Below are 24,310 nucleotides of genomic sequence, written 5' to 3' on the forward strand. Positions count from 1 at the left end.
GTGTCGTCGTGTGGACGTTCACGGGGCGACGGGCGGAAGCGGGAGGGATGCCGCGGGGCGCAGCCGCCCACCTGTGGCGGCGAACCAGCATCCGACGATGACGAGCGGAAGTCCGAGGAGCAGTCCGGGCGTGAGGGGCTCGGACAGCACGATCGCGCCCAGCATGATCGCGACGATCGGGTTGACGTAGGTGAACAGCGGCGCGCGCACCGGTCCGACTTCCCGGATCAGCGCGAAGAAGGCGATGAATGCGACCGCCGTGCAGATCACGGCGAGAGCCAGCAGGGCGAGGATCGACGGCAGCGAGGGCACCTCGTGCTGCGTGAGCAGTCCGATCGGGAGGTAGAGCATGCCGATCATCAGGAGGGAGAGCGTGATCGTGCCCAGTGCGGGGACGTCGCCCAGCCGACGGGCCACGATGAACGGGGCGATCGCGTAGAGGATCGCGACGAGCAGCACCTCGCCGGCCGCGAGCAGGCTGACCTCGCCGCCGAACAATCCGGGGCCCGCGACCACCACCCCGACGCCGAGGAATCCGACGACGAGTCCGATCGCGCGGGCGGGCCGCAACACTCCGCGATCACCGCCTCCGAGCGCGATCACGGCGGCGAACAGGGGCACCGTGGCGACGAGCAGCCCGGTCATGCCGGACGGCAGGGTCATCTCGGCGTGCCCCAGAAGCAGAAAGGGCCCGGCCATCTCGATCGCGCCGAAGGCGAGCACCCACGGCCAGTGCTTCATGGCGGCGCGCAGGGCGCCGCTGCGGAGCGCGAAGGGCAGCAGCAGCAGCGCGGCGATCAGGGTGCGGCCGGCCACGATGGCCGGGGGCGAGATCGTCTCGACGGCGATGCTGATGAACAGGTACGGCACGCCCCACAGCACGGCCATCGCGGCGAACAGCAGCCACCCGCGTCGGGAGAAGCCGCCGTGCGCGTTCACGTCGACACGGGGGCGCGCCCGCACCGCACGAGGTGGTTCACCGGGTGCGCCGGGTCATGGAATGCGCCGGATCACAGGACGCGCCGTCCTTCGAAGGCCCGCCCGAGCGTGACCTCGTCGGCGTACTCGAGGTCGCCGCCGACGGGGAGGCCCGAGGCGAGGCGCGACACCGTGATCTGCATCGTGGTGAGCAGACGGCTCAGGTAACTGGCGGTCGCCTCGCCCTCGAGGTTGGGGTTCGTGGCCAGGATGACCTCCTGCACGGTGCCGTCAGCCAGGCGCGTCATGAGCTGGGCGATGCGCAGGTCGTCGGGGCCGACACCGGCGATCGGGCTGATCGATCCGCCGAGCACATGGTAGAGCCCGCGGAACTCCCGGGTGCGCTCGATCGCGGCGACATCCTTCGCATCCTCGACGACGCAGATCAGGGCGCCGTTGCGGCGCGGATCGCGGCAGATCGCACAGCGTTCCTGTTCGGCGACGTTTCCGCACACCTCGCAGAAACGCACCCGCAGCCGGATCTCGGAGAGCAGTTCGGCGAGACGAGCGACGTCGAAGGTCGGCGTCTGCAGGATGTGGAAGGTGATCCGCTGGGCGGACTTCGGTCCGATTCCGGGCAGTCGGCCGAATTCGTCGATCAGTTCCTGAACGATTCCGTCATACATCAGGCGAACCTCGTCGGGGGCTCATAGGGCTCTTCGCGCACGAACGTCGCGCCGAGCACCTGGCGGATCACGGCCTCACCGTAGCGCTGCACGCCACCGGCGGCGGGAGCGCGTTCCGTGAGCACGGGCGCCGAGGCGCGCGATGCCGGTGCGGCCTGCGGTGCCGCGGCGCGGGGCGCGACGGCACGGGGAGGACTCTGCGTCGCCGGCGCGTTGGCCGCCGAGGGCGCGGCGGATGGGGCGCCGGGCCCCCCCACGGACGATGCGCCGACAGGAGCCGGCTCGTACGAGGGATCGTAGGGCGGCTCGTCGTCGAAGTCGGGGGCGTCGTCGTCTCCGGGCAGAGGCGGCTCGGCCTGGTCGACGGAACCGTCGTGCGGGGGCGTCGGGGCGGATCCTGCCGCCTCGACCTCCTCCGGCTCCTCATCGACGGGGAGCGGGGCCTCCGGAGCCGTCGGCGCGGACTCGCCGGCGGGGATCGTCGCGACCGCCCACTCGGTCACCGCCGGCGCGGAGGACGCCGACGACAGCGGACGGGAAGACGTGCGCGCGCCGGTGGATGAGTCCCTCGGTGCGGCTAAGTTCTTCGGCGGTGTCGCGGAGTTCTTCGGCGGTGTCGCGGACGAGTCCTTCGAGGCTGCGCCGTTCGAGGCTGCGCCGTTCGAGACGTCGCGACCCCGTTCCGCGGCACCCGCCGGAAGCGGAGCAGGAAGGTACTTCACCGTGACACCGAGTTCCTGCTGGATCGCGGTGCGCAGGTGGTCCGACGGGCCGGACCCCGGGGTCGTGCCCTTGAACTTGCCGACGTCGTGCTGGCTGGCGAAGCCGAGCGTGAGCACCTCGGAGTCGGTGTCGTACGCGAGCGGCTGGACCGTGGTGACGACCAGCCACGACATACGGCTGATGCTCTCGAGCCGGGTCAGGATCGCGGGCCACCCCGCTGTCACTCGGACGAAGGTGACCGGACCGGTGGGCACGGCCTCGGGCGACGGGGCATCAGCGTTCCCGGCGTCGGCGGGTGCCGCGGTGGAGACATCGTCCGCGGCGACGGGTGCGGCCTCGGCGGCGACGGCCTCGGTGGGTGCGGCCTCGGTGGGAGCAGCGGGTGCGCTCTCCGCGACGGGCGCCGCAGGAGCGACGGCCTGGGGCTGTGCGACCGGGGCCGGCGGCTGCTCGATGGGCGTCGGCACCGGCGCCGGCGGCGAGGATGCGAGGGGCGGACGCGGGGCGGACACGGGCGGGGCGGACGCCGCCGGAACGGACGCGGGCCGGGCTGCGGCCTCCGGGGACGACGCCGATGCGGCCGCCGCCGACGCCGCGAGCACGCGGGCGACCATGAGTTCGAGGTGCAGTCGGGGCGAGGTCGCTCCCGTCATGTCGTCGAGCGCCGCACTGACGACGTCGGCGGTGCGGGAGAGACGCGCGGCACCGAAGACCTGGGCCTGCCCGCGCATGCGCTCCAGGTCGTCCTCGGCGAGCCCGCGCAGCACGGCGGACGCCCCCTGGCCGACGGCCGCGATCACGATCAGATCGCGCAGTCGCTCGAGCAGGTCGTCGACGAAGCGTCGAGGGTCCTGCCCGGTCTGCACGACGCGGTCGATCGCGGGGAACGCCGCCGCGGCGTCTCCGGCGGCGAGCGCGTCGACGATCTCGTCCAGCAGCGCCCCGTGCGTGTACCCGAGGAGGGCGACCGCGCGGGCGTAACCGACCGTGACGGTGGCGGAACCGGCGGGAGCGTCGGAGCCCGCGATGAGCTGATCGAGCAAGGACAACGTGTCTCGGGGCGAGCCGCCTCCGGCACGGACGACGAGCGGCAGCACACCCTGCTCGACGACGACGCCTTCCTCGGTGCACAGCTTCTCGACGTACTCGAGCATCGCGGCCGGCGGCACGAGGCGGAACGGGTAGTGGTGCGTGCGCGAGCGGATGGTGCCGAGCACCTTCTCGGGCTCGGTGGTCGCGAAGATGAACTTCACGTGCTCGGGAGGCTCCTCCACGAGCTTGAGCAGCGCGTTGAAGCCCTGCGGGGTGACCATGTGCGCCTCATCCAGGATGAAGATCTTGTACCGGTCACGACTCGGGGCGAACGTCGCGCGCTCGCGGAGATCGCGGGCGTCATCGACGCCGTTGTGGCTGGCCGCGTCGATCTCGACCACGTCGAGGGATCCCCCGCCGGCGCGGGCGAGCTCGACGCAGCTGGGGCACGTGCCGCAGGGCACGTCGGTCGGGCCCTCGGCGCAGTTGAGGCAGCGGGCGAGGATGCGGGCGGACGTGGTCTTGCCGCACCCGCGAGGCCCGGAGAAGAGGTAGGCGTGGCCCACGCGGTCGCCGCGCAGAGCCGTCATCAGCGGATCGGTCACCTGAGACTGCCCGATCATCTCGCCGAACGTCTCGGGTCGGTAGCGGCGGTACAGGGCTGTGGTCACCTCAACAGCCTACGGCGTGCCACGGACGTTTCGGCAGGCGCAGCATCCGCGACGGCATCCACTCTCGCCGACCGGCCCCTTTTCGTGCGAACCACCCCTTTATGCGCGTGCACAAAGGGGTGGTTCGCGCAGAAGGGGGTGGCTCGGCGAGGGGCGAGGAGGCGAAGGAAGGAACGGCTCAGTCGATCGGGACGATCACCGGGATCGCAGTCGTGATCACCGGGACGGATGCCGACAGGCGCGTGCCGTCCTCGCGGCGCGCGTCCGCGAACTTGCGCAGCGACGGGCGTCCGGCGATCAGAGGACCCTGATCGGCCAGGGGCACGACCACGACCTCGTCCTCCGTGGCGATGTAGGCCTCGTCGCGCACCGTGAACGGCACCGGGGCACCGGCGCGGACATGCACCCGCAGCTCCTCGGCGGTGATGGTGACCTGGAGATCGGACCCCTGCCACTGCAGCGGGAACGACAGCGAGGGCCAGTCCGCCGGCAGACGCGGGTCGAAGCTCAGCTCGCCGGCGTAGTCGCGCATGCCGCCGAATCCGAACACGAGCGCCGTCCACACGCCACCGGCCGATGCCACGTGCACGCCGTCGGACGCGTTGTGGTGGAGGTCGTGCAGATCGACGAAGAGCGACTGGCAGAAGTACTCCAGCGCGAGATCCTGGTACCCGACCTCCGCGGCGAGGATCGACTGCACCACGGCGGAGAGCGTCGAGTCTCCCGTGGTCAGCGGATCGTAGTAGTCGAAGTCGGCGCGCTTCTCCTCCGGCGTGAAGTGATTGCCCTGCAGGAACAGCGCCAGCACGACGTCCGCCTGCTTCAGCACCTGGAAGCGGTAGATCACCAGCGGGTGGAAGTGCAGCAGCAGCGGCCGCTGCGAGTCGGGCGTGTGCTGCAGGTCCCACACCTCGCGCTCGAGGAAGAGCGAGTCCTGCGGGTGGATGCCGAGCGACTCGCTGTACGGGATGAACATCGCCTCGGCCGCGCGCTCCCATGCATCGGCCTCGCCCTCGCCGAGATCGGTCCGCTCGACGAGCTTCGCGTAGTCCTCGGGGTAGGTCTCGGCGATCTCGCGCACGATGCGGGCGGCGTAGCGCAGGTTGTAGCGCGCCATGACGTTCGTGTACAGGTTGTCGTTCACGACCGTTGTGTACTCGTCGGGGCCGGTCACGCCGTGGATGTGGAAGGTCTCGACGCCTCCGCCACCGTCGATCTCCTCGACGAGTCGCGAGCTGCGCCAGAACCCGAGCGTCGCCCAGAGCCGGGCGGTCTCCACCGCCACGTCGGCCCCCTCCCGGCGCAGGAACTCCTCGTCGCCCGTGGCGCGCACGTACTTGCCCAGCGCGAAGCTGACGTCGGCGTTGATGTGGTACTGCGCGGTGCCGGCAGCATAGTAGGCCGAGGCCTCCTCGCCGTTGATCGTGCGCCACGGGAACAGGGCCCCCGCCTCGTTCAGCTGAGCGGCACGACGACGCGCGGCCGGCAGCATGTGCACCCGGGCGCGCAGCGCATTGCGCGCCCACTGCGGCGACGTGTAGGTGAGGAAGGGGAGCACGTAGATCTCCGTGTCCCAGAAGTAGTGGCCGCTGTAACCGGAGCCCGACACGCCCTTGGCCGGCACCCCCGTGCCGTCGGCGCGCGCGGAGGCCTGCGCGAGCTGGAGCAGGCACCAGCGGGTCGCCTGCTGCAGGTCGTCCCGACCGCCGATCTGCACGTCGCTGCGCTCCCAGAACGCCGCGAGCCACTCCGCCTGACGACGGAACTGGGTCTCGACGCCCTCGACCGCCACCCGGTCCAGGGAACGGCGGCAGCGGTCGACGAGCTCACGGGGAGGCACGCCGCGCGAGGTGTGATAGCTCACGAGCTTGGTGATGCGGATCGGCTCCCCGGCCTTCGCCTGCACGCGGAAGACGTTCTTGGCGATGTCCCCCTCGATCAGGGTGCGGGCGCTGTACTCGTTCTCGGTCTCGATGATGTGGTCGGCCACCACGGCGACCGTCATCCCGGAATCCGCCACGTGATAGGAGAGCGCGGAGCGCAGGCCGTCCTGCCAGTGCTCGGCGGGCTCGAGGACGCGGTCGGCGATCTTCTCGGCCTTGCGCGGGTCGAATCCCCCGCCCTTCGCCGAGGCCGGAGTTCCGGCGTACACGCCGGCGCCGTCCTGGCGGTTGAGCAGCTGGCAGCTGATCGTGACGGGCGCGTCGGAGTTCTCCACGACGACCTCGAGGCGCAGGATCGCGAGGTGGCGTTCCTCGAAGCTCACGATCCGCTCGTCACGGATGCGCACCCGCTTGCCCGACGGCGTCTCCCAGACCACGATGCGCTCGAGCACGCCCGTGCGCATGTCGAGCGTGCGGCGGTACTCGCGCACGTCGGCGACGTCGAAGGACATCGGCTCGTCATCGACGTACACCCGCATGACCTTGGCGTCCGGGGCGTTCACGATGGTCTGGCCGACCTCCGCGAAGCCGTAGGCCTGCTCCGCGTGACGGATCGGCCAGGTCTCGTGCAGGCCGTTGATGAACGTGCCGTGCTCGTGGGCGCCGCGCCCCTCGATGTGGTTGCCGCGCAGACCGAGATACCCGTTGCCGATGGTGAACAGCGTCTCGCCGACGCCCTCCTCGGTGTACCGCGTCTCGATCAGACGCCAGGGGTCGACGGGAAAGCGGTCGCGATCGATCATGCGGACTCCGAGGTGTCGTTCGAGAGGTGCGGGAGGAACAGCGAGAGGTCGTCGACGACGACCGTGGCGCCGGCGGCGCGCAGGGCATCGGCACCCGCGCCGCGGTCGACGCCGACGACGCTCCCGTATCCGGCGGCGGCCGCGGAGGCGACGCCCGAGGTGGCGTCCTCGACGGCGACGCTGCGAGCGGGGTCGACGCCGAGAGCGGCCGCCCCCGCGAGGAACATGTCGGCGGCCGGCTTCGAGGCCAGCCCGTCGCGTTCGGCGACGACGCCGTCGACGACGACGCGGAAGAAGGAGCGGATGCCGGCGCTGCCGAGCACCTCTTCCGCGTTCTTCGAGCTCGACACGACGCCGAGCGGGATCCCCGCCCCGTGCAGGCGCTCGACGACCGCGAGCGACCCGGGATACGGGGCGATGCCCTCGGCGCGCAAGGCGGCGGCGAACGCGGCGTTCTTGCGGTTGCCGATGCCGCAGATGGTCTCGGCCTCCGGAGCGTCGTCGACCTCACCCCACGGGATCTCCATGTTGCGATTGCGCAGCAGGCTCGCGACGCCGTCGTAGCGCTTCTTGCCGTCGACGTAGTCGTAGTAGTCGGCGTCGCTGTAGGCGGGGGTGATCCCCCACTGGGCGAACACCTCGTCGAACACGACCTTCCAGGCGCGCATGTGCACTTCGGCGGTCGGCGTCAGGACGCCGTCGAGGTCGAACAGCACGCCGTCGGCAGCGAGGAGATCGGGAAGGGAATGGGGCACGGGAGCCTCCGGGAGAAGGGGCGAGGGAGTCGGCACCTCTCCGTGCCACTGTGCAAGCGTAGTTGGCAGGAGCGGTCGTCGGAAACCCTCAGGTCGGGGCGGGTTCAGAGCAGGGTGGAGGTCTGCCGCGCGATCTGCAGTTCCTCGTTCGTGGGGACCACGAGCACGGTCACCCGCGAGGCATCCGTGGAGATGCGTCGGACGCCGCGTCCGCGCTCCTCGTTGCGCACGGGATCGATCTCGACGCCCGCGAATCCGAGCGTCGCCATCGCCGCGGCCCGCACGCGCGCGGCGTTCTCGCCGACCCCGGCGGTGAACGAGATGACGTCGACGCCGCCCAGCTGCGCGATGTAGGCACCGGCATAGGCGCGCAGTCGGTGCACGTACACGTCGAAGGCGAGCGTGGCCGCCTCCTCCCCCGCGTCGACGCCCGCGAGGATATCGCGCATGTCGCTGCGCCCAGCGAGACCCTGGAGGCCGCTGCGGGTGTTGAGCAGCGCGTCGAGATCGTTGATCGAGAGCCCGGCGCGGCGGGACAGGTGCACGAGCGCGGCCGGGTCGAGATCGCCGGAGCGCGTGCCCATCACGAGGCCTTCGAGCGGGGTGAGCCCCATCGAGGTCTCGACCGAGCGTCCGCCGTCGACCGCCGTGGCCGAGGCGCCGTTGCCGAGGTGGAACACGATCTGGCGCAGCGATCCGAGGTCGCGCCCCAGGAACTCCGCCGCGGTCTCGCTCACGAACTGGTGGCTGGTGCCGTGGAAACCGTAACGGCGCACTCGGTGCTGGGCCGCGAGCTCTGCATCGATCGCATAGGTGTAGGCGGCAGCGGGAAGGGTCTGGTGGTACGCGGTGTCGAAGACCGCGACGTGCGGCACCCCGCGGAACACGGCTTTCGCCGCGAGGATGCCGGAGAGGTTCGCGGGGTTGTGCAGGGGCGCCAGCACCGAGAGCTCCTCGATCTGCCGCTCCACGTCGGCGTCGATCAGGGTGGGCGCGAAGAAGCGCGCCCCGCCGTGCACCACGCGATGGCCGACCGCGACGGGCGGATGATCGTCGAGCGACGGTCCGTGCTCGGCGAACTGCTCGAGCATCACGGCGAAGGCCGCGTGGTGGTCGGGGATGTCGCGCTCGTCGCGGTAGGTGGCCTCGAGCATCGTGGGCACGGCATCCGCGTCGGTCTCCGGGCGGACGGTGTGCGCGGCGACGCTGGTGCGCTGGCCGATCCGTTCGATGAGTCCGGACGCGAGCTCGATCTCGTCCTCGATGTCGAGCAGGCTGTACTTCAGCGATGACGAGCCGCTGTTGATGACGAGGATCGCGCTCATGGGGAGACTCCCTGTGCCTGGATCGCGGTGATCGCGACGGTGTTCACGATGTCGTCGACGAGGGCTCCGCGCGACAGATCGTTGATCGGCTTGTTCAGCCCTTGCAGCACGGGCCCGATCGCCACGGCACCCGCCGAGCGCTGCACGGCCTTGTAGGTGTTGTTGCCGGTGTTGAGGTCGGGGAAGACGAAGACGGTGGCGCGGCCGGCGACGGCGGAATCGGGCAGCTTCGCCTTGGCGACAGCGGCATCCGCCGCCGCGTCGTACTGGATCGGACCCTCGACGAGCAGCTCGGGCGCACGCTCGCGCACCAGCGCCGTCGCCTCGCGCACCTTGTCGACGTCGGCGCCCGATCCGGACTCCCCCGTCGAGTACGACAGCATCGCCACGCGCGGCTCGATGCCGAACTGGCGGGCGGTGGCCGCCGAGGAGATCGCGATGTCGGCGAGTTGCGCACTCGTGGGGTCGGGGATCACGGCGCAGTCGCCGTAGACCAGGACGCGGTCGGCGAGCGCCATCAGGAACACGCTCGAGACGACGTTCACGCCCGGCTTGGTCTTGATGATCTCGAACGACGGGCGGATCGTGTGCGCCGTGGTGTGGGTGGCACCCGACACCATGCCGTCGGCGAGTCCGAGGTGCACCATCATGGTGCCGAAGTACGACACGTCGGTGACCGTGTCGGCCGCCTGGGCCAGCGTGATGCCCTTGTGCGCACGCAGCCGGGCGTACTCGGTCGCGAAGCGCTCGACGAGCGCGGGATCGGTGGGGCTGATGACCTGGGCGGCCGTGATGTCGACGCCCAGCTCGGTGGCCCGAGCCCGCAACGCCGTCTCGTCGCCGAGGATCGTCAGGTCGGCCACCTCGCGGGCGAGCAGGGTCGCGGCGGCGCGCAGGATGCGATCGTCATCGCCCTCGGGGAGCACGATGCGACGGCGATCGGCGCGGGCGCGCTCGATCAGCCCGTACTCGAACATCAGCGGTGTCACGACGCGGGATTCCGCGAGCCCGAGCTGTGTGGTGAGCTCGGCGATGTCGACGTGGGTCTGGAAGAGCCCGAGCGCGCGATCGTACCGGGCACGCGAGTCGGGAGAGATGCGTCCGCGCGCGCCCATGACGCGCACGGCGGTGTCGTAGGTGCCGAGGTCGGTCGCGATGATCGGCACCGTCGAGGGGAAGCCGTCGAGCAGCCGCACGATGGGCTCCGGGAGCGGGAACGGTCCGTTCAGGATGATGCCGGCCACACGGGGGAACGTCCCGGACGCGTCGGCGAGCAGTGTCGCGAGGAGCACCTCGGTGCGGTCGGCCGGGATCACCACGACCGCTTCCTCCGTGAGCCGCGGGAGCACGTTCACCATCGACATGCCGGCCACCACGATCGACAGCGCCTCGCGTCCCAGACGATCCGCATCGCCCTTGATCACGCGTCCGTCGACGGCGGCGAGGATGCCGCGGATCGAGGGAGCCACCAGCATCCGGTCCTCGGGCATCGCCCACACGGGAGTGTCGGCGCCCGGACGGACAGCCTTCACGGAGGCGACGATCTCGTCGAGCACCGCGGGATCGGCGCGGTTGACGATCACGGCGAACAGCTCGGCGCGCTCCTCCGCGAGCTCGGACAGCGCCAGTGCCGCGATCTGTCCCACCGCCGCCGGGACCCGCGCCGTGGTCGTCCCGAGCTGCTCGGCCTGGCGCTGCTGATCGCGTCCGCTGAGGACGAGGAGCACGGGCACACCGAGATTCGCCGCGATCCGGGCGTTGTATCCGAGTTCGGCGGGGCTGGCGACGTCGGTGTAGTCGCTGCCGATGATCACGACCGCGTCGCACTGGGCCTCGACCGCCTTGAAGCGCGAGACGATGGTCGACAGCGCCCGATCCGGGTCGGCGCGCACATCGTCGTAGGTGACGCCGATGCAGTCCTCGTAGTCGAGGTGGACGCCGTCGTGGGCGAGCAGGAGCTCGAGCACGTCGTCGCGCTCCGCGACCGAGCGCGCGATGGGCCGGAACACGCCGACTCGCGGGCTCACGCGCATCAGGGCATCGAGCACGCCGAGCGCGATCGTGGACTTGCCCGTGTGTCCTTCGGCCGAGGTGATGTATATGCTCCGTGCCACGCCCCCAGCCTAGGCCTCCCTCTCTTGGAGTCAGCAGGATCCGGAGAGCGAATCCACCACCGCCACGGCATCCGCCTCATAACGGCTGTAGTAGTCCCGGTCGGTGTTGATCTGCACCCGGTGGATCGCGTGCGATCGCTCCATCGACGGCCAGTCGGGGAGCCGCTCGAGCCGGGTGTAGAAGAGGCCGGCGGAGGTCGCCGGGTCCATGCGCTCCTCGATGCTCCCCCACCACGTCTGCTGCTGGAAGAGACCGATGCTGCTGGTGCGCGTGCCGTCGGGATTCGTGACGCCGTTCGTCTCCCAGTCGCCGTAGTCGATGTTCGTGAGGCTGCTCTCGCCCATCGCCGTCATCACGCCGAGGATCTGCGCGTCGCGACCGAGCCCCCGCGCGGACGCCGTCTGCATGATCGTCGCCGCGTTCTCGAGCTGCTCCCCGCGCCAGCCCGCGACCCCCGTCGACGGATACGTGGCGGGATCGGCCGCGCACACCACCACGGGGTCCCGGGCGATGCCGAGCGGGATGAGCACGGCGAAGGCGACGACGGCCGCCACCACCGCGCTCGCGATCAGCGTGCGGCGCAGCATCCGCCGTCGCCGCAGCCGCAGCGCCGCCCTCTTCCTAGCACCGGGTCTGCGGCGCTTCGCACTCGTCTTCCTGCGCGTCGCCGAGGGAGATCGGCGACGGGTCGGCGCCGCCTTCGCGCTCATGGCGATCGACGCCCTCGTCGTCCGGAGAGCGCAGCGACCCCTCCGCCGATCGCGCCGAACAGATGCGCCTGCCAGGAGATTCCCTCGCGCACGCCGACCACTCCCGCGAGCATCGAGCCGCCGTAGAGCGCGATCACGACCACGGCGACCACGGCGTAGAGGATGCGGTGCGCGACCCGTCCCGGCGCGAACACGCGCAGCACGACGTAGCCGAAGTACCCGAACACCAGCCCGGAGGCGCCGACCGTCAGCGTGCCGGGCACGTTGAACACCCACGTGCCCAGCCCACCGATCACCGCGACCATCGCCGTGACCGCCCAGAAGCGGCGAGCGCCCTCGACGGCCACCAGGCATCCGAGCACCAGCAGGGGCACGGAGTTGGCGATCAGATGCGCCCAGTTCGCGTGGAGCAGGGGTCCGATCACGATGCCGCCGAGACCGGCGGGATCCCAGGAGCGCAGCCCGAAGCCGGAGAACGAGCCGGGGAGCACGGCATCCACGAACTGGACCAGCCACATCAGGGCCAGGAGCGCGACCGGCGAGAGGAAGCGGCCGAGCGGCGCGGAGCGGCGGGCATCGGCGGCGCTGGTCACGTCACGGGTGGTCACGTCACGATCCTCGCAGGCGCGCCCCGGAAGACGCTGGAAAAGAAAGTGACCCTCCGCGCACCCAGCAGAGCCCGGTTACCCTTGCTGCGTTTCCGCCCTGGGGGAATTGGCCTGGATGCCGCCACGCGGAGAGCCGTCAACCATCCTAACCCGACGCCGACGGTGGTTCGACACCACGTTCAGGGGAAGCTGCCAGAGCGGGGTGCCGCTCACCGGGTTACGATCGAATAACGCGCACCGAGGCGCCCGCACGAGAGGGATCGCATGCCCCAGAACTCCCCGCAGATCACGGCCGAGCAGTTCGCCGCGCAGACCTCGGCGATCCTCGGCTCCGTCGGGAGGGTGATCGACGGGAAGCCGGATGCCGTGCGCAGCGCGCTGGTGTGCCTGCTCGCGGAAGGTCACCTGCTGATCGAGGACGTGCCGGGAGTCGGCAAGACGATGCTGGCCCGTGCGCTGGCCGCGAGCGTCGACGCCACGGTGCGCCGCATCCAGTTCACCCCCGATCTGCTCCCCGGCGACATCACGGGTGTGTCGGTCTACAACCCCGTCGATCGGGAGTTCGAGTTCAAGCGCGGCGCCGTGTTCGCCCACATCGTGATCGCCGACGAGATCAACCGCTCCTCCCCCAAGACCCAGTCCGCGCTGCTCGAGGCGATGGAGGAGGGGCAGGTCACGGTCGACGGCTCGACGCACCGGCTCCCCGATCCGTTCCTGGTCGTGGCCACGCAGAACCCCCTCGAGATGGAGGGCACCTACGCGCTCCCGGAGGCGCAGCGCGACCGCTTCATGATGCGCATCTCGATGGGATACCCGGATGCCGCCGCGGAGGCGCTCATGCTCCGCCAGCGCGATGTCGTCAATCCGCTCGCCGACGTGCGACCGGTGGCGGACGCCACGTCGATCTCGCACCTGATCTCCTGGGCCCGCTCGGTCCACGTCGCTCCGGCGCTCGAGGAGTACACGGTCGCGCTCGCGCAGGCGACCAGGGCCGACCCGAACCTGCATCTGGGCGCCAGCCCGCGCGCGACGCTTCAGCTCATCCGGGCCGCGAAGGTCTGGGCCGCGCTCGACGGCCGCGACTACGTGATCCCCGACGACGTCACCGCGCTGCTGATCCCGGTCTTCGCCCACCGCCTGCTGCCCGCGCGGGGCGCCCACCGCGCCGGCGCGCAGCCGATCGAGGCCGCGCTCACGCAGATCGTCGATCGGGTGCGGGTGCCCGTGGCCACGCGCTCCTGATCGACCGATCATGAGGCGACGACGAGCTCTGACGGCGCGCGGCACCGGTGCGCTGATCGCCGCCCTGTGCTGCCTCGTCGTGGCGAACCTGCTGGCGGCGCCGATCCTGCTCTACCTGGGGGTGCTGCTCGCGGCGCTCACCCTGTTCGCGTTGCTCGTGGTGCATCTGCCTCGCCGCAGCGGCACGGTGTCGCGGCAGATCTCCACCGATCTGCTGACGGTCGCCGAGACGTCGCGCGTCACGGTGCGCTTCGCGCTGCGCGCGATCCGCGTGCCGCACGCGCTCTGGCACGATGTGCTGCCGGATGCCGTCGTGGGCGACTCGAGCGGCGAGTATCCGCCCGAGAACGGCCGCCTCAGCTATCTGATCACCGGGGTGCGGCGCGGCGTCTGGCCCGTCGGCCCGCTGATCCTGCGCACGGTCGACCCCTTCGGACTCGCTCAGCGGGAACAGGAGTTCGGCGAGCATCGCACCGTGACCGTCGTGCCCGAGGTCCGCACCCTCGCCGCGCTCACCGTGAAGGTCGGCGCCGCGGGTGGGACCGCGCAGACCTCGGTGTCCCGCCTCGGCCAGGGCAGCGACAACCTCTCCCCACGTCGGTATCTCTCGGGCGATTCGATGCGCCGCATCCACTGGCGGGCCACCGCGCACCGCGGACAGCTGATGGTGCGTCAGGAGGAGGAGGAGTCGAGCCCCGACGCCCTCGTCGTGCTGGACCGCAGCAGCACTCACTGGGCAACGGCGGGGGCACGGGAGGACAGCGATTTCGAAGCTGCCGTCTCGCTGTGCGCGTCGATCGCGATCCATCTGGCCGATGAGGGCTACGGCGTCGACGTCATCGACAGCACGGGAGCGCTGCTGGGCGCGCTGCGCGGACACGAGGATGACCGGGACGGGCTCCTCGTCGCTCTGGCGATGGTCGCCCCGCGCGGCGATGCGCGCGACCTCGCGACCCTGATCGGTGGCGCTCCTCCCGGACCGCTCGTCTACATCACGGGACGGATCGACGAAGAGGACGCGGCGTTGCTGCGCCCCTCCGGGGCCGCCGCCGCGATGCTGTTCGCCACGGAGCCGCTCCCGGGAGCCGAAGCGGCCGCCCGTCGGCAGGGTTGGGGCGTGACCCGGCTCGGGTCCGACGTCGCCGCGGCCTGGGAGGACGCCCTCCCCGAACGCACCATCGGAGTCGGTGATGTTCCGCGCTGAGCAGAGCCCGTCCGGGCGACGGGCCCGTGCCGCCGTGCGCGTGCCATGGCATCGCGAGCACGAGCAGCCGGAGGGCGTCCTGGCCCCGGCCGCGCTCGCCGCGGTCGCCGGGCTGCTCGCGATGTGGCCGTTCACGTCGGTGATCGAGCCGGGCACGTGGTCGCTCGTGGTCGTGGCCGTCATCATCGCGACGGCCGCGACCGGAGCGGCGATGCGGTTCCTGCTGCGTCGTCGCCGCGCCTGGGTCCGCGATCTCACCACGTTCCTGGTCCAGGCGGCCGTCGTCGTCGCCGTCGTGACCCTGCTGGTCGCCGGCGACACGGCCGTCTTCGGGCTGCTCCCCACTCCCACGACACTGTCGGTGTTCGCCGCGCTCGCCGCCTCGGCGTGGGAGGAGATCGTCTTCGGCGCGGCTCCGCTGGACTCGTCCCTCGGTCTCGCCGCGACCTTGGGGTTCGGCTTCGCTCTCGTCGCTCTGCTGATCGATCAGTTCATCGCGCTGCGCTCCGCGGTGCTCACGCTGGTCCTCACCGGAGCCGTGGGCGCCATTCCGATGATCGTGACGATGGGCGATGCCCACGTGGTGTGGTTCGTGCTGCTCGCGGTCTTCGCGCTCGTGCTGTTCTCGTACACGGCGGGGCGGCATCCGCTCTCCCCGCGGCGTGCGTCTCTCGCCGTCGCCGCCGGCGTGGGGGCTGCCGCCGTCGCCGCGTCGGTGATCATCGCCCCGGCGCTCCCGGTGGCGGCAGGTCTGGCCGGCGCGGGCGTCGGCACCACGGTCGATGCCTCGCTGCGTCTGGGCGACGACCTGCGGCAGCCGAACCCGGTGGAGGTGCTCACCGTCGCGACGGAAGGCGACGTGGCGCCGTACCTGCGCCTGACCACCCTCTCGCAGTTCAACGGCCGCATCTGGCAGCCCGATCGTGGTGACCTCAACCGGCAGAGCGAGGGATTCGGCGACCCGGACTGGTCGGCGGAGATCGCGACCGACGAGCAGACGACGTCGATCCGCGTGCTCCGGATGTCGAGCTCCTGGCTTCCGCTGCCGTATCCGGCGACGCGGGTGCAGGGGGTCTCCGGGGCGTGGCGGGTGATGCCCGAGAACCGCACCCTGTTCGCTCGCGACGCGGAGGCCGCGGGCAATGACTACACGGTGACCTCGACGACGGTGGCCCCCACCCTCGAGCAGATCCGCACGCTGGATGCCGCCGCTCCGCTCCCGGACGGCGGAGACCCCGTCGAGCTGCCCCCGATCATCGGGGAGCTCGCCGCCGAGGTCACCGCGGAGGAGTCGACCGACTACGACCGACTGGTGGCTCTGCAGACGTGGTTCCGCAGCTCGTTCTCCTACTCGCTGGAGACGCCGGTCGACGAGGGGTTCGACGGCACCGGCGCCGACGCCGTGGCCCAGTTCCTCGACGAGCGCTCCGGCTACTGCGTGCATTTCGCCGGTGCCTTCGCCCTCATGGCACAGAGCCTCGACATGCAGACCCGTATCGTCGTGGGCTACCTCCCCGGCGCCCTGACGACCGAGCGGCGAGGCGACGAGTCGATCTTCTCGGTCTCGAGCGACCAGCTGCACTCCTGGCCGGAGGTGCTGTTCCCCGGCGTCGGCTGGGTGCCCTTCGAGCCCACCGCCTCGCTGGGCGTGCCGACCGAGTTCCAGGCGACCGCGATCGAGGGTGGGGGAAGCACCGATCCCTCCTCCCCCGCACCGACCACCGCGCCCGAGTCCGAGCAGACGACCGCGCCCGAGGTGGACCGCGGCGACACCGGCGACGCGACCACGGCGGACGGCGAGCTGCGCCGCCTCGACCCCACGCCCGTCGTGCTCTCGGTCATCGGTGTGCTGGTGCTGCTGCTGCTTCCCGCGGCGATCCGAGTGATCGAGCGCGCGACACGCCTGCGTCGGGCACGTCAGGGCGATGCGGCGGCCGCGTGGGCGGAACTGCGCGACACCCTGATCGATCTGCAGGTGCCGCTGTCCGACGCCGACACCCCGCGCGGGCGCGGCCGTCTGCTGGTGGCGCGCTATGGGGTGGATGCCGATGCGGTGCGGCAGCTCGTCGACGCCGTCGAGCGCTCGAACTACGCCCGCGGGAGCGGCGATCCCGCCGACCTGGCCGACCCGCTGCGCGCGGTGATCGGCGGCCTGCTGCGGCGCAGCGATCGTGTCACGCAGGCGCGCTCCCTCCTGCTGCCGCGTTCGCTCGTGCTCGCGCGCGGGAGCCGCTCCCCCACCACCGTCTGAGGTGGAGGCGGCGGCTGACGCTCGGATCGCGGACGGCGTCAGGCCGCGTGCTGCGCGCAGGCCACGCTGTCGCACGCGGCACAGACCACGGACTGCACTCGGCACGACAGGTCGGGACAGTTGGCGGTGCGCTTGGTCGGCACTCCGCAGCCGGCGCACGTCCCGATCACGGCGGTGTGGTCGGAGAAATCGACCGACCCGCGCTTGTCGAACACGTAGAGCGACCCCTCCCAGAGGCCGTCATCGCCGAACTGCTCTCCGTAGCGCACGATGCCGCCCTCGAGCTGATACACCTCACCGAAGCCGCGCGCCGTCATCAGGCTCGAGAGCACCTCACAGCGGATGCCGCCGGTGCAGTACGTCACGACCGGCTTGCCCTTCAGATCGTCATAGGCGCCGGAGTCGAGCAGCCGCACGAAGTCGCGGGTCGTCTCGGTGTCGGGCACCACGGCATCACGGAAGCGCCCGATCTGGGCTTCGAGCGCGTTACGGCCGTCGAAGAACACGACCTCGTCACCGCGGCGCTGCACCAGCTCATGCAGGGCGTCGGGCGTGAGCCGTGCTCCTCCGCCGATCACGCCGTGCTCGTCGACGCGGAGTTCGCCCGGTGCCCCGAACGACACGATCTCGTCGCGCACCTTCACGCTGAGCTTCGGGAAGTCCAGGCTGCGCCCGTCTGCATCGAGGCCGGTGCCCTCACTCCACTTGATGTCGGCGTTCGCGAAGGGCGCGTAGGAGCGGAACGACCGCAGCCACTTCTTCACGGCCGGCAGGTCGCCGCCGAGGGTGCCGTTCACGCCGTCCTTCGAGATCAGAAGGCGCCCTCGGAGGCCGAGTGCCTCACCGAGGTCTCGCTGCCAGAGCCGGATGGCCTCCGGATCGGCGAGAGGGGCGAAGGCGTAGAAGAGAACAATCTTGGGGGTTGCCACCTGGCGATTTTACGCGGTCGTCGGACGGAGGAGGGTGGGTCGGCCGATCAGCCGATCCACGTGCCGATGGATCGGAGCGACGAGCGTGGGATGCTCACCGGCGTCGGCGCGCGTCAGCAGGACCGACAGGACGTGCAGCTGGGAGACCACACCGTCGTCGGTGTCGAGGACGCCGCGGAACCGGTGCGCGACCTGCTCGGCCACCTCCGGCACGGCCAGCGCATGGCAGAGCAACGAGGCGGCGTCGTAGCCGCGCGGAGCGAGACCCGCCGCAGCCCTTCTGATCACGGTTCCGCCCTCGGCGGCGGGCGGCTCGCCGCGGAGGTCGCTCCAGCACAGGCCACCGCGGCTCATCCGCCACCGGCGCACGTCGGTGTCGACGTCGAGTCCGAAGAACACCGAGATGCGCCGGCACACCGCGAGCGGGTCGAGCACACGCACCGGCGGCTCGACGCCATCGGTCGCGGCGAGATCGCGCTCGAGCGACCGCCACCACCGGCGAGTCAGTGAAGGATGCGCGACGAGCCACGGGGTGGCGGAGCACCGCGATCCGGGAAGGAGCGTCGCCGACTCCACCTGCCCACCCACCACGACATCCGCTCCTTCCCGCACCCGCCCCAGCGCATGCGAGGCCCACACCTCGCATGAGGACTGTACGACGTCATGCGAGACGCTCTCAACCCCCGGTTCCGGGGTGAGACCGCACTCGACGGGCGGCGACCGGAGGCGCGCGTGTCATCGAGGAGCTGCACGATCGGATAAGATGGACAGGTTGTTCCTGGTGACGTGTCCGAGCGGCCGAAGGAGCACGCTTGGAAAGCGTGTGTTGTGCAAGCAACCGCGGGTTCGAATCCCGCCGTCACCGCCGATAACCAGAAGGGCCTCCGCATCTGCGGGGGCCCTTCTGTTTCCTCCTCGGGGGAGGTGTCCTCGTCCGCAGGAGGACGCCCGGTCTCAGCCGTCGAAGCGCACGCCGAAGCTCTGACCGCCCGGCGCCGTCGGCAGCGGGGTCATCCCCAGGCGCTCGTAGAATGCCGCAGCGCCGATGTTCTTCGGATCCATGCCCAGGTGCAGCCCGGTCACGCCCCGTCGTGCGAGCTCCTCGAACAGGGTCTCGATGAGCTTCCGCCCCAGGCCCTGCCCCTGCGTCTCGGGCAGGAGGTCGATGTGCAGGTGCGCCGGGTAGTCCGCGGCCAGCGGCTCGGCCCCGGGCACTCGGCCGTATCCGTAGGCGATCAGGTGCTCTTCGCGCGTCGCGGGCGACGGGGGCCGGGGGAAGCGCTCGTGGAACGCGGGCCACCACTCGTCGCGGAACCAGGCGTAGAACACGTCGGTGTCATCGGTCGCGACCAGGTACCCGATCACGCGCTCGTCATCGGTCTCGACGACCCAGGCGAGATCCGGATGGCGCTCGGCATAGGGCACCGCGAACAGGTCTCCCCACAGATCATCGTCGGAGAGGATGCCGGTGGCGTCGGCACCGGCATCCGCGGTCCTCACGCACACCTCGGACAGCGCGGCACGATCGGAGGGACGATAGGGACGGATGCGTGACATGGGATCTCCTCGGGACGGGGTCTCAGCTGATCGGCGCGGCCGGGACCGCGTGCCGACGCCGCTGCACCCAGGGCAGCAACCACGCGGCGAAGATCAGCACCACACCGATGCCCACGAGGGCGCCGCCGAGGGTGTCGCTGGCCCAGTGCACCGAGAGGAAGGTGCGCGAGAGCGCCATCGCGATGATCCACAGCACGCCGACGACCGCGACCCAGACCCGCGGGAACAGCACCCACGCGACCACGGCGATCGTCGCGGCATTGGCCGCGTGGCCGGAGGGGAACGAGCCGAAGTCGCTGGCCACCAGCATATCCTCCGGCCGGGCACGGCCGAACACGTGCTTGAGCACCTGCACGATCGCCGCGCTCCCCAGGAAGCACACGGCGACGAAGACGGCCGTGCGCCACCGGCGCGCGAGGAGGAAGGCGATGATCACGAGCAGCGGGATCGCGTAGATGGCGATCCACCCGCCGCCGACCGCGTTGAGCACCGAGGCGAACGCGATCATCCCGTCGGAGCGGATGCCGGCGACGAGATCGTTCCACCACGAGTCGAAGCCCGGCGTCGTGTCGAATCCGAAGGCGACGAGCGCGCCCAGCCCGGTGGCGAGCACGAGGCACGCCACCCCCCACCACAGCAGCATCCGTCGGTTCATCGTCCTATTCTGACGGATGATCGCCCCTTCCTCAGGGAGTGAGCATGCCGACGGTGCGGGGGCGCACGATCAGCCACAGCGAGAGCAGGCCGATCGCGGCGCATCCGACCATGACGGAGGCCATGGTCGTGGCCGTGATCCCGGCGTCCTTCGAGATCCATCCGACGACCGGGGAGATGAGTCCGGCGACGCCGAAGTTGGTCGCGCCGAGGATCGACGCCGCGGTGCCGGCCGCTTTGCCGTGCCGATCGAGGGCGAGCACCTGCACGTTCGGGAACGTGAAGCCGCACGCCGTCATGAACACGAACAGCGGGATGACGGTGCCCCACAGGCCGAGGCCGAGCTGGTCGGTCACGACGATCGCGATGCCCGCGAGCAGCAGCACCGAGGTCGAGTACGCCAGCACCCACTGCGGACCGAAGCGTGTCGCGAGGCGCGACGCCGTCTGCACCCCGACGACGACGCCGAGCGAGTTGACCGCGAACAGCAGACCGTACTGCTGGGCGTCGAGGCCGTGCGTCTGCTGGAACAGGAACGGCGAGGCCGACAGATACGAGAAGAGCCCGGAGAAGGTCATCCCGCCGATGACCAGGACGCCCAGGAAGACACGATCGGAGAGCACGGAACGATAGCGCTGCAGCACGGTGGCGCCGCCGCCGCCGCGTCGCGCCGCCGGCAGCGTCTCAGGCACGAAGATCACGGTCGATACCAGCATCACGACGCCGTAGGCCGCGAGCACCACGAAGATGCCCCGCCACGGCATCAGGGTCAACAGCCACGCGCCGATCAGCGGCGCGACCACCGGGGCCACGCCGGACACCAGTGCGAGCCGCGAGAGCATCACCACGAGCCGACGGCCGCCGAAGAGATCGCGCACGATCGCCATCGCCACGACACCGCCCGCCGCCGCGCCGACCCCCATCAGCACGCGCGTGACGCTGAGCAGCTCGAGGCTCGGGGCGAAGGCCGCCGCGACGCTCGCGAGCACGTGCAGCGCCGTGACCATGATCAGCGGGATGCGGCGCCCGACCTTGTCGCTCAGCGGACCGACCACGAGCTGACCGATCGCGAAACCGATCATTGTTCCGGTGAGCGTGAGCTGGATCGCGGCCGCCGTGGTCTGGAAGTCCTCCTCCAGCACCGGGAAGGCCGGCAGGTAGAGGTCGATCGTGAACGGACCGAGTGCGGTGAGCGCACCCAGCAGCACGATGTAGAGCACGCGGCGACGGTTCGGGATCGCGTCGCCGGGGTGCAGCATGATCGGCGCCGTGGCGGGATTCGATCCGAGCGTGCGGATCGCTCCCGTCGCGGAGGGGATGCGGATGCTGCCGGTCGCCGTGCGTTCGGACGGCGGGATCGGCGTGGAGGCGGTGCGGGGCGCGTCGGACACAGAGGTCCTTCCGGAATTCAGGGGAGGCGGGCTCGAATCGATTCGAGCGGGGAAGGTTCCATGCTACTCCCGCCCCTCCCTCGCGCCACCGCGACTTCGCCTCCCGGCGCGCCCACCCCGCGTCCCCCTCGCAGGTGCGGGGTCAGAAGAGCATCCGCCCGCGGTGCGGGGCGACACCACCCGCCAGCAGCGAGGGCGGGGGTCAGCGTGCGGCGCGGGTGAGCGCCTGCTCGAGGTCCGCGATCAGGTCCGCGACATCCTCGATGCCCACCGAGAGGCGGATGACGTTCTCCGGCACGGCGAGCGGCGTCCCCTTGACCGAGGCGTGGGTCATCTCGGCCGGATAGCCGATGAGCGACTCCACCCCGCCGAGCGACTCCGCCAGCTGGAAGATCTCCGTGGACTCCGCGAGGGTGTGCGCGGCGGCCGCACCGCCGGCGAGCGCCAGGGAGAGCATCCCGCCGAAGCCGCTCATCTGCGCCGCGGCGACCTCATGCCCGGGGTGCGTGGCGAGACCGGGATAGAACACCGCCTCGAACTCGGGGCGTGCAGCGGCCCACTCCGCGATCGCCTGCGCGTTCTCGGAGTGCTGCCGCATCCGCACAGCGAGGGTCTTGATGCCCCGCGTGGTGAGCCAGGCGTCGAGCGGGGCCGACACGGCACCCACGGCGAACTGCTGGAACTTGACCTGATCGTGGAAGCGGTCGTCGCGGAACGCCACGGCGCCGCCGAGCACGTCGGAGTGTCCGCCGAGGTACTTGGTGGTCGAGTGCACGACGACATCGGCGCCGAGCGAGAGCGGCAGCTGCAGCGCAGGTGAGGCGAAGGTGTTGTCGACGACGAGGATGGCTCCGGCGTCGTGCGCGATCTCCGCGGTCCGGGCGATGTCGACCACCTTGAGCAGGGGGTTGCTCGGCGTCTCCAGCCAGATGATCCTCGTCGAGGGGCGGAGGGCCCCGCGGATCGCGTCGGCATCGCCGAGCTCGACCGTGGTCGTCTCGATCCCCCAGGGCGCGAGGACCTTGGTGAGCAGCCGGTAGGTGCCGCCGTAGACGTCGTTGCCGAGGAGGATGTGATCCCCCGGCTTCAGGATGCCGCGCAGCAGAGCGTCTTCCGCGGCGAGGCCCGATGCGAAGGAGAGGGCGCTCGCGCCGCCCTCGAGCGCGGCGATCTGGGTCTCGAGCGAGGAGCGCGTCGGGTTGCCCGAGCGGTTGTACTCATAGCCCTCGCGAAGACCGCCGATGCCGTCCTGCACGTGCGTGGAGGCCTGGTAGATCGGCGGGATGATCGCCCCGGTGATCGGATCGGGCGTCTGACCTGCGTGGATGGCTCGGGTGGCGAAGGCATGCTCGGACATGTCCTCAGCCTACGACCGGCGCCGCCCCGGCGTCCGCGCCTGTTACGCCGCGCGTCCCACGGCGGCGGCGTGCCTCAGCGAGACAGGTACGCGAGGAGGTCCTGCCGGGTCAGCACCGTGTGCGGTCGGCCCGCCGACGTGACCAGCAGGGCGTCCGCGTCGGCGAGCGCAGCGCGCGCCTGTGCGAGCGGGGTGTGCAGACCGATCAGAGGCAGGCGCTCCCCCGCGTGCATGCCGACGGCATCCGAGGGTTTCGCCTCGCCGCGGAAGACCAGGTCGAGCAGGCCCTTCTCGCTCACGGCGCCGACCACCTCGCCCATCATGACCGGAGGCTCGGCGCTGAGCACGACCAGCTGCGACACGGCGTACTCGGTCATCATCCCGATCGCGTCGAGCACCGTGTCGGTCGGGTGCGCGTGCACGAGGTCGGGAAGCCGGGCGCCGGGTTCCTGCGCGTGACGCCGCGCGCGCTCCGTGAGCACATCCGCGACCTTCTCCCCCTCGTCCACATCGCTGAAGCCGTAGGAGCGCATCCAGCCGTCGTTGAAGATCTTGCTCAGGTACCCGCGCCCGCCGTCGGGGAGCAGCACGACCATGACGGCATCCGCCGGCAGCTCACGAGCGACGCGGAGCGCGCCGACCACGGCCATCCCGCTCGATCCACCGACCAGGATCCCCTCTTCTCGAGCCAGCCGACGCGTCATCGCGAAGGACTCGGCGTCGTCCACGGCCACGATCTCGTGCGGCACGGTCGGATCGTAGGAGCCCGGCCAGATGTCCTCGCCGACCCCCTCGACGAGGTAGGGGCGCCCGGTGCCGCCGCTGTACACGCTTCCCTCGGGGTCGATCCCGATGATGCGCACCCGGTCCTCCGAGACCTCCCGCAGGAACCGGCCGGTACCGGTGATGGTGCCCCCGGTGCCGACGCCCGCGACGAAATGCGTCACGCGCCCCTCGGTGTCTCGCCAGATCTCGGGTCCCGTGGTCTCGTAGTGGCTGCGCGGCCCGTTCGGGTTCTCGTACTGGTTGGGTTTGAAGGCGCCGGGGATCTCCCGGGCGAGCCGGTCGCTCACGCTGTAGTACGACTCCGGACTGTCGGCGGCGACCGAGGTCGGGGTGACCACCACCTCGGCACCGTAGGCGCGGAGCACGTCGATCTTGTCGTCGCCGACCTTGTCGGGAACCACGAACACGCACCGATAGCCCCGCTGCTGGGCGACGAGCGCCAGCCCGACACCGGTGTTGCCGCTGGTGGGTTCGACGATCGTGCCGCCGGGCTTCAGCTGACCCGCCGCCTCGGCCGCGTCGATGATCCGCGTCGCGATGCGGTCCTTCGCCGATCCGCCGGGGTTCAGGTACTCCAGCTTGACCAGTACCGTGCACTCGACGCCCTCGGTGACGCGCTGGAGCTTCACGAGGGGCGTGTCGCCGATCAGGTCGACGATCGAGTCCTGGTACTTCATGGATTCAGCGTACGACGACGGATGCCGCGGCGG

The 24,310-nt window shown here is 70.9% G+C and carries 19 protein-coding genes, 1 tRNA gene and 1 other RNA gene; 4 read left to right on the forward strand and 17 right to left on the reverse strand.

From position 1 onward, the window contains the following. Positions 1-18 precede the first annotated feature (18 nt). The 10 genes from ACWA14_RS12260 to ffs form a co-directional block, all read right to left on the reverse strand. A complete protein-coding gene (locus ACWA14_RS12260; RefSeq protein WP_463793891.1) occupies positions 19-939 on the reverse strand; it encodes a DMT family transporter in 921 nt (306 codons plus the stop codon). Positions 940-1,010: 71 nt separating this feature from the next. Beyond that, positions 1,011-1,604 carry a recombination mediator RecR gene (gene recR / locus ACWA14_RS12265; protein WP_463793894.1) on the reverse strand — a complete coding sequence of 198 codons (594 nt, stop codon included), beginning with the start codon at positions 1,602-1,604 and terminating at the stop codon, positions 1,011-1,013. Then, positions 1,604-4,030, reverse strand: a complete 2,427-nt coding sequence (locus ACWA14_RS12270; protein ID WP_463793896.1) for a DNA polymerase III subunit gamma and tau — start codon at positions 4,028-4,030, stop codon at positions 1,604-1,606. The genes recR and ACWA14_RS12270 overlap by 1 nt, the downstream gene beginning before the upstream one ends. A 178-nt stretch (positions 4,031-4,208) precedes the next feature. After that, a complete protein-coding gene (locus ACWA14_RS12275) occupies positions 4,209-6,716 on the reverse strand; it encodes a glycoside hydrolase family 65 protein (protein WP_463793899.1) in 2,508 nt (835 codons plus the stop codon). After that, entirely contained in the window at positions 6,713-7,471 is a 759-nt protein-coding gene (locus tag ACWA14_RS12280) for an HAD family hydrolase (RefSeq protein WP_463793900.1), read from the reverse strand. The genes ACWA14_RS12275 and ACWA14_RS12280 overlap by 4 nt, the downstream gene beginning before the upstream one ends. Positions 7,472-7,575: 104 nt before the next feature. Continuing rightward, entirely contained in the window at positions 7,576-8,796 is a 1,221-nt protein-coding gene (locus ACWA14_RS12285; protein ID WP_463793904.1) for an acetate/propionate family kinase, read from the reverse strand. Then, entirely contained in the window at positions 8,793-10,910 is a 2,118-nt protein-coding gene (gene pta / locus ACWA14_RS12290; RefSeq protein WP_463793905.1) for a phosphate acetyltransferase, read from the reverse strand. Before pta ends, ACWA14_RS12285 begins: the two co-directional genes overlap by 4 nt. A gap of 30 nt (positions 10,911-10,940) precedes the next feature. After that, positions 10,941-11,498: a hypothetical protein gene (locus ACWA14_RS12295; RefSeq protein WP_463793908.1), complete on the reverse strand. Its 558-nt coding sequence runs from the start codon at positions 11,496-11,498 to the stop codon at positions 10,941-10,943. Positions 11,499-11,617: 119 nt separating this feature from the next. Next, on the reverse strand, positions 11,618-12,229 hold the full coding sequence (locus ACWA14_RS12300; RefSeq protein WP_463793910.1) for a rhomboid family intramembrane serine protease: 612 nt from the start codon (positions 12,227-12,229) through the stop codon (positions 11,618-11,620). Between the two features lie 41 nt (positions 12,230-12,270). Then, positions 12,271-12,367, reverse strand: an RNA gene (ffs, locus tag ACWA14_RS12305) — signal recognition particle sRNA small type. Positions 12,368-12,493: 126 nt separating this feature from the next. Between ffs and ACWA14_RS12310 the strand changes: the two genes are divergently transcribed. From ACWA14_RS12310 to ACWA14_RS12320, 3 genes are read left to right on the forward strand one after another with little or no spacing between them, the layout of a single operon-like run. After that, entirely contained in the window at positions 12,494-13,471 is a 978-nt protein-coding gene (locus ACWA14_RS12310; protein WP_463793912.1) for an AAA family ATPase, read from the forward strand. Between the two features lie 10 nt (positions 13,472-13,481). Continuing rightward, on the forward strand, positions 13,482-14,675 hold the full coding sequence (locus tag ACWA14_RS12315; protein ID WP_463793913.1) for a DUF58 domain-containing protein: 1,194 nt from the start codon (positions 13,482-13,484) through the stop codon (positions 14,673-14,675). Next, positions 14,662-16,926 carry a transglutaminase TgpA family protein gene (locus ACWA14_RS12320; RefSeq protein ID WP_463793915.1) on the forward strand — a complete coding sequence of 755 codons (2,265 nt, stop codon included), beginning with the start codon at positions 14,662-14,664 and terminating at the stop codon, positions 16,924-16,926. The genes ACWA14_RS12315 and ACWA14_RS12320 overlap by 14 nt, the downstream gene beginning before the upstream one ends. A gap of 38 nt (positions 16,927-16,964) precedes the next feature. Here the strand turns inward: ACWA14_RS12320 and trhO are convergent, their stop codons facing one another. Then, the gene (gene trhO / locus ACWA14_RS12325; RefSeq protein WP_463793916.1) at positions 16,965-17,855 is read right to left on the reverse strand and encodes an oxygen-dependent tRNA uridine(34) hydroxylase TrhO; all 891 of its coding nucleotides are present in this window, start codon (positions 17,853-17,855) and stop codon (positions 16,965-16,967) included. A 9-nt stretch (positions 17,856-17,864) separates the two neighbouring features. Further along, positions 17,865-18,494, reverse strand: coding sequence for a hypothetical protein (locus ACWA14_RS12330; protein WP_463793918.1), 630 nt, complete (start codon positions 18,492-18,494; stop codon positions 17,865-17,867). Positions 18,495-18,635: 141 nt separating this feature from the next. On the opposite strand from ACWA14_RS12330, the gene ACWA14_RS12335 reads away from it, so the two are divergent. After that, positions 18,636-18,720, forward strand: a tRNA-Ser gene (locus tag ACWA14_RS12335). Positions 18,721-18,809: 89 nt separating this feature from the next. Here ACWA14_RS12335 and ACWA14_RS12340 read toward each other — a convergent pair. From ACWA14_RS12340 to ACWA14_RS12360, 5 genes are all read right to left on the reverse strand, one after another. Next, positions 18,810-19,412 (reverse strand): N-acetyltransferase family protein, encoded by a 603-nt coding sequence (locus tag ACWA14_RS12340; protein WP_463793920.1) that lies wholly within the window; start codon positions 19,410-19,412, stop codon positions 18,810-18,812. Between the two features lie 22 nt (positions 19,413-19,434). Further along, positions 19,435-20,067 (reverse strand): phosphatase PAP2 family protein, encoded by a 633-nt coding sequence (locus ACWA14_RS12345; protein ID WP_463793922.1) that lies wholly within the window; start codon positions 20,065-20,067, stop codon positions 19,435-19,437. Positions 20,068-20,098: 31 nt separating this feature from the next. Then, a complete protein-coding gene (locus ACWA14_RS12350; RefSeq protein WP_463793923.1) occupies positions 20,099-21,457 on the reverse strand; it encodes a multidrug effflux MFS transporter in 1,359 nt (452 codons plus the stop codon). 202 nt (positions 21,458-21,659) lie between these two features. Next, positions 21,660-22,814 (reverse strand): cystathionine gamma-synthase, encoded by a 1,155-nt coding sequence (locus tag ACWA14_RS12355; RefSeq protein WP_463793925.1) that lies wholly within the window; start codon positions 22,812-22,814, stop codon positions 21,660-21,662. 74 nt (positions 22,815-22,888) lie between these two features. Further along, positions 22,889-24,277 carry a cystathionine beta-synthase gene (locus ACWA14_RS12360; protein ID WP_463793927.1) on the reverse strand — a complete coding sequence of 463 codons (1,389 nt, stop codon included), beginning with the start codon at positions 24,275-24,277 and terminating at the stop codon, positions 22,889-22,891. Between the last annotated feature and the right edge of the window lie 33 nt (positions 24,278-24,310).

Source organism: Microbacterium sp. TW_SC_2, assembly GCF_055361165.1.

Excerpts from the sequence above, each read along its gene's own strand:
- ACWA14_RS12275 (WP_463793899.1), bottom strand. The coding sequence starts at position 6,716 with ATGATCGATCGCGACCGCTTTCCCGTCGACCCCTGGCGTCTGATCGAG.
- recR (WP_463793894.1), bottom strand. The coding sequence starts at position 1,604 with ATGTATGACGGAATCGTTCAGGAACTGATCGACGAATTCGGCCGACTG.
- ACWA14_RS12355 (WP_463793925.1), bottom strand. The coding sequence starts at position 22,814 with ATGTCCGAGCATGCCTTCGCCACCCGAGCCATCCACGCAGGTCAGACG.
- ACWA14_RS12295 (WP_463793908.1), bottom strand. The coding sequence starts at position 11,498 with ATGCTGCGCCGCACGCTGATCGCGAGCGCGGTGGTGGCGGCCGTCGTC.
- ACWA14_RS12320 (WP_463793915.1), top strand. The coding sequence starts at position 14,662 with ATGTTCCGCGCTGAGCAGAGCCCGTCCGGGCGACGGGCCCGTGCCGCC.
- ACWA14_RS12310 (WP_463793912.1), top strand. The coding sequence starts at position 12,494 with ATGCCCCAGAACTCCCCGCAGATCACGGCCGAGCAGTTCGCCGCGCAG.
- ACWA14_RS12360 (WP_463793927.1), bottom strand. The coding sequence starts at position 24,277 with ATGAAGTACCAGGACTCGATCGTCGACCTGATCGGCGACACGCCCCTC.
- ACWA14_RS12315 (WP_463793913.1), top strand. The coding sequence starts at position 13,482 with ATGAGGCGACGACGAGCTCTGACGGCGCGCGGCACCGGTGCGCTGATC.
- ACWA14_RS12340 (WP_463793920.1), bottom strand. The coding sequence starts at position 19,412 with ATGTCACGCATCCGTCCCTATCGTCCCTCCGATCGTGCCGCGCTGTCC.
- ACWA14_RS12285 (WP_463793904.1), bottom strand. The coding sequence starts at position 8,796 with ATGAGCGCGATCCTCGTCATCAACAGCGGCTCGTCATCGCTGAAGTAC.
- ACWA14_RS12345 (WP_463793922.1), bottom strand. The coding sequence starts at position 20,067 with ATGAACCGACGGATGCTGCTGTGGTGGGGGGTGGCGTGCCTCGTGCTC.